Genomic DNA, 4,856 nt, shown 5'->3' on the forward strand with positions numbered 1-4,856 from the left:
CCGCAGCCGCGCGGCCATCACGGCGTCGATCGCGGTGGCCGCCGCGTTCGCGAGCATCATCGGGCTCCAGGTGGCCAACGGTTACGCAACCCCGGCCGGCCGGCCGGCGGAGGCCGCCGTCGACGGTGCGCCCGTACCCCCGGCTCCGCGACCCATCACCACCCCGGTCCCGACCCCGACCTCGACCCAGCCGGTGCCCGACGTTCCGCAGGACGACAGTGATCGTCCGGTCCGCCGGGTCACCGACACCTGGACCCGCGAGGCCACGACGCCGCCGCAGTATTCGAAGCCGAAGCCCAAGCCGACGAGCGAGGCTCCGACCACCAGGCCGACGACCCGCCCGACCAAGCCCCACACGACGCCGCCCAGCGACCCGCCGCCGACCACGACGGAGCCGGAGCCGGAGCCGACTGACCCGCCGGCCACCACCCAGCCTCCGGTCGAGCCGACGGACCCGCCGGACGAGCCGGACCCGGTGGACCCGTCGCCGCCGGCCGTGGAACCGGCGCAGGAAGTCGTCCTCGCCGATTCCTGAGGCCTTCGGTTGTCCTCAGCGACCGCGCCGGGCCGTGACGATCCAGGCGCGGGAGTCGAACCACACGCCGTCGTCCGTGCGGTGGGCGTCGAGAACGGTGCGCAACCGCGTGAGCGCCGGCTCGGCGGCCGGCACTTTCCACAGGCGCCGCACGGCATCGAAGGCGGCGGCGCTGTCCGGGCCGTAGTAGACCGGCTCGTGCACGTCGGTGAAGCTGACCTCCGTGAAGCCGGCCGCCGTCAGGATGCCTTCCGTGCCGGTGGGGTCGGCGAGAGAGAACGCTGACGCGGAGGTGGGGGTCCACGGGATCTCGGTGGCCCACTCATTGCGGTCGCGGCCCTGCCAGACCAGCAGCACCAGCCGCGCCGAGGGGCGCAAAGCCTGCCCGATGTTGGTGAATGCGGCGACCGGGTCGGCGAAGAACATCGTGCCGAACCGGCTGACGCAGAGGTCGAAAGTCGCCGGTGGGAAGCGGTGGACCTGGGCATCCGCCTGCTGGTAGCTGACGTTGCGCAGGCCCTCGTCGTGGCTGAGCCGGCGGGCCTGGGCGAGCATCGGTGCGGAGAGGTCGACGCCGGTCGCGCTCCCGTCGACGGCGGCGCGGGCGGCCTCCCGGGTGGTCTGGCCGGTGCCGCAGCCGATGTCGAGCACCCGGTCGCCGGAGCCGACGCGGGCCGCGGCGCGGAAGTGCTCGTTGTACAGACGCAGTTCGGCGTCGTAGTCGAACAGGTCGGACATCGTCGTCATGATGCTGACGCTAGAGCGGCATCATCATCGACAAAAGCGATTGTTTCCGATCGAAGTGATCGCTCCGGCCGATCTCACATTCGCGTGCTCAGGTCCGCGGCCGCCTCGACAGCGATGTCGATCGCCCGCGCGGCGAGCGGTGAGTGGCTGCGGCCGGCCTGCCAGAGCAGGAAGATTTCGCGGGGCGGCAGCGCCGGCCGCAGTTCGTGCACGCGGAGCCGCTCGTCGGCCGCGACGCCGGATCCGTGCACGGCCAGCCAGGGCAGCACCGCCGACCCCATCCCGGCCCGCACCATCGACAGGATCGTGTCGTCGCCGCCGCTGCGGAAGACGATCCGCGGGCGGGCGCCGGCCCGCGCGAGGGCCAGCTCCATCCGGGGCTGATCGCAGACCGGCGGGTAGGCGACCAGGGGCCGGCCGTCGAGCTGTTCGACCCGGACCGGGCCGTCGGGAAACGTGCCGGGGCGGGCCACGAGCACGTACCGGTCGTCGAGCAGCTTGACGTGGTCGACGTCGCCGTCGAGCAGGCCGTCGTAGAACAGCAGGTCGAGCTCGTCGATCCGGGGAGGCCGGCCTGGTATCTCCTCGGTCATCCGGATGTCGCAGTCGGGGTGCTCGTCGCGCAGCCGGCGCACGACGACCGGCAGCATGGCGTTGGACATGCTCTGGAAGATGCCGATGTCGATCCGGCCGGCACCGGCCCGGAACCGGTCGACCGCGTCGGCCAACGCCTCGGCCCGGGCCAGTAGGTCGCGGCCGTGTTCGAGCACCACGGCGCCGAGCGGGGTGATCCGCACCGGCCGGGGGCCGCCGGGCCGGTCGAACACCGGGCCACCGACGGCCTTCTCCAGCGCGGCGATCTGCTGACTGATCGTGGACTGGGTGTAACCGAGTCGGGTGGCGGCCCGGCCGAACGAGCCCTCATCGGCGATCGCGGCCATGGTGACCAGATGCCGCAGCTCGACCGCGGTCACGGATCGCCCCGATCGGCTGTCGCCACAGCCGCGAGGGTCAGCACGATCGGGAACTCCTTGTCCATCTGGCCGAGCAGCAGCCCGACGATCCGCCCGTCGTGCGACCAGGCCGGGAACGGCTCGCCGCCGGTGAACATGGCGAGGTCGTAGTCGAGCGTGGAGACGCTCTCGTCGCCCGCCAGCACCCGTTCGTACTCGGACCGGAACGAGTACGGCTGCGGAGGCCCCCACCGTGCCGTCAGCGCGACGACCGCGTCCTGCCGATGCTGCTCGAAGCGGTCGTACGCCTCTTCCCACAGCCGCCAGGCGGTTCCGTCGTAGTCCGCGGGCGTCTCGTGCAGGCTCGCGAAGACCGCGATCGGCTCGAAGGCGGCCCGTGTGCCGGTGTGGGCCACCCCCTCCAGCCAGTGACCAGAGTCGTCCGGCACACCGAGGAACTGGCGGGTGGCCAGTTCCTCGGCTGTTGCCACGACGCTGTCGATGTCCACGGCCGGATCGTACTGCGCCGTCCCGTTGCCCGGTCCTCAGTCGGTGCGGCTGCGCAGGCTCCGGGCCAGCGTCGGGATCATCACCGCCGCGGGGACGAGGTGCAGGCCGAGCAGAGCGGCGATCGTGCTGGTGTCCGCCCCGGAGATGAGGGGCGGGATCAGAGAGATCACGGTCAGCGACCCTGCCGTCCACAGGAACCAATCGGCGGGACGAGCGCTCCAGCGCAGCAGGGCGGCGGCGATCACCACGCCCACGATCGAGAAGAAGCCGGTCACCACGGCGAAGCCGGACAACGGGATCGTCTCGCCACCGTCGGGGATCGCGAAGCCGACGCCGGCGGCCCGGGCGAGCGCCGCGGCGAGCGTGGTGACCACCGTCGCCGCGAGCGTGGCGACCAGGCCGGTGCCGACGAGCCCGCGGATTCGGTGGCTACGGCCGGCCGAGGCCGGGCGGGCGACGACCCCGAGGTCGTCCCGGCTGGTCATGCCGTCTCCGCCGGCAGACGCTCCGGCAGCCCGAGCCGTGGGAATTGGTCGTCGTGGAAGGTGATGATCTCGGTGATCGCCCCGCCGCTGATGCGCAGGACGTCGAGCGTCAGCGGCAGGTACGCGCCCTCCTGCTCCCGCCAGTGGTAGAAGGCGAAGGCGGGCTGCCGGTTCACCGCGGTACGGACGGCGCGCAGGCCCGTCATGCCCTCGAAGCCGTCCTCGACCCAGTTGTTCATGACCGCGTCGCGGCCCACGTACAGGCCCGGGGTGGGTGGCATCGAGCAGCGGACGTCGTCGCGCAGCAGGGCGGCGAGCTGGTCGATGTCCGAGGTCACGCTGGCGTCGGTGAAGCGGCGTACGAGCTCGCGCGTCTGCGCGTCCTCCTCGCCGCCGGTCCAGTCCTGCCGCTCGGCGGGCAGGTGCTCCCGCATGCCGGCCCGGGCCCGCTGCAAGGCGCTGTTCACCGAGTTGACCGAGTCGCCGAGCAGCTCCGCGACGTCCTTGGCCGGCCAGCCGAGCACGTCGCGCAGGATCAGCGCGGCCCGCGGGCGCGGCGCGAGGTGCTGGACCGCGACCACGTACGCCAGCTCGATCGTCTCCCGCGCGACCGCCACGGCCTCCGGCCCGTCCCCGTCGCCCGCGGGCAGTTCGTCGAGCAGCCGGTCCGGGTACGGCTGCAGCCACCGCACCTCGCCACCGGTCGCCGGCTCCGGGCGCCGCTTGGCCAGCAGGTCGAGGCAGGCGTTGGTGGCGATCCGGTACAGCCAGGCCCGGAAGGTCGACCGTCCCTCGAACGTCTCCCGCCGCCGCCAGGCCCGCAGGAACGCCTCCTGCACGGCGTCCTCGGCATCCTCGAACGACCCGAGCATGCGATAGCAGTGCACATGCAATTCCCGCCGGTGCCGCTCGACCAGCCCGGAGAATGCCGGCTCGCTGACCTCTCCCAGCCCGCTCACGCCCAGCTCCTCCAACACGTCCACACCCATGACGTCACCCTTCCGTCTCGGCAGCCCCTTCGCAGGTATGACGGCCGAGAGCGGGAAAACTCATCAACGGCGGGTCACGCGGATCGAGAACTCGTTGTTCGCGTCGTAGTGCGGCTGCATCGTGACGCCGCCGGTGGTGATGGGCGGGAACACGTACGCGGTGTCCTTGCGGGCCACGTCGTCCAGGAACCGGCCGAGCCGGACTGCGGGCTCCCCCGGCGCATAGCGCAGCCAGAGCTGCCAGGTGCCGGCCGGCAGGGCGTCGATCCGTACGGCGAAGCCCGCGTCGGTGACCGAGCCCGGCAGCTCCCGGGTCGCGGTGCTCCGCAGCTCCAGCACCGGTTCGGCGGGCTCGGCGCCGACCAGGCGGCCCTCGATCCGCAGGCCGTCCGCGTCGATCAGCACGGTGGCGATCTCGGCGTACACGGGCCGGTCCCAGACCCGCAGGCCGAGGCAGCCGTCGCTGAGCCGGTAGGGCAGCTGGACCCGCTTGGCCGTACCGGGGATCAGGGCCCGGGTGTCCAGCCGGCCGGCCCGGACCGCCGCGCCGTCCGGGGTGCGCAGCTGCCAGGTCCCCTCGGTCAGATCGCCGCCCACCGGCACCTTGTCGTCGTCGCGCCACCAGATCAGCTCCGCG

At 72.6% G+C, this 4,856-nt stretch carries 6 protein-coding genes and 1 pseudogene; 1 reads left to right on the plus strand and 6 read right to left on the minus strand.

The window, feature by feature from the left end; all coding sequences use genetic code 11:
* Window positions 1-535 (plus strand): annotated as a pseudogene (locus tag AB0C29_RS33875) (hypothetical protein); the annotation flags it as partial.
* 15 nt (window positions 536-550) lie between these two features.
* Here the strand turns inward: AB0C29_RS33875 and AB0C29_RS33880 are convergent.
* The 6 genes from AB0C29_RS33880 to AB0C29_RS33905 form a co-directional block, all read right to left on the minus strand.
* Window positions 551-1,282, minus strand: a complete 732-nt coding sequence (locus AB0C29_RS33880) for a class I SAM-dependent methyltransferase (protein ID WP_360828990.1) — start codon at window positions 1,280-1,282, stop codon at window positions 551-553.
* Window positions 1,283-1,356: 74 nt separating this feature from the next.
* On the minus strand, window positions 1,357-2,256 hold the full coding sequence (locus tag AB0C29_RS33885; RefSeq protein WP_360828993.1) for a LysR family transcriptional regulator: 900 nt from the start codon (window positions 2,254-2,256) through the stop codon (window positions 1,357-1,359).
* Window positions 2,253-2,744: a hypothetical protein gene (locus tag AB0C29_RS33890; RefSeq protein ID WP_360828996.1), complete on the minus strand. Its 492-nt coding sequence runs from the start codon at window positions 2,742-2,744 to the stop codon at window positions 2,253-2,255. Before AB0C29_RS33890 ends, AB0C29_RS33885 begins: the two co-directional genes overlap by 4 nt.
* A 36-nt stretch (window positions 2,745-2,780) precedes the next feature.
* Window positions 2,781-3,230: a DUF6069 family protein gene (locus AB0C29_RS33895; RefSeq protein ID WP_360828999.1), complete on the minus strand. Its 450-nt coding sequence runs from the start codon at window positions 3,228-3,230 to the stop codon at window positions 2,781-2,783.
* Window positions 3,227-4,219 carry an RNA polymerase subunit sigma-70 gene (locus AB0C29_RS33900; RefSeq protein ID WP_360829002.1) on the minus strand — a complete coding sequence of 331 codons (993 nt, stop codon included), beginning with the start codon at window positions 4,217-4,219 and terminating at the stop codon, window positions 3,227-3,229. Before AB0C29_RS33900 ends, AB0C29_RS33895 begins: the two co-directional genes overlap by 4 nt.
* Window positions 4,220-4,282: 63 nt before the next feature.
* Window positions 4,283-4,856 (minus strand): hypothetical protein (locus AB0C29_RS33905; protein WP_360829005.1); only part of this gene is annotated, 574 nt, incomplete at its 5' end.

Source organism: Actinoplanes sp. NPDC048791, assembly GCF_040650095.1.
Lineage (GTDB): Bacteria > Actinomycetota > Actinomycetes > Mycobacteriales > Micromonosporaceae > Actinoplanes.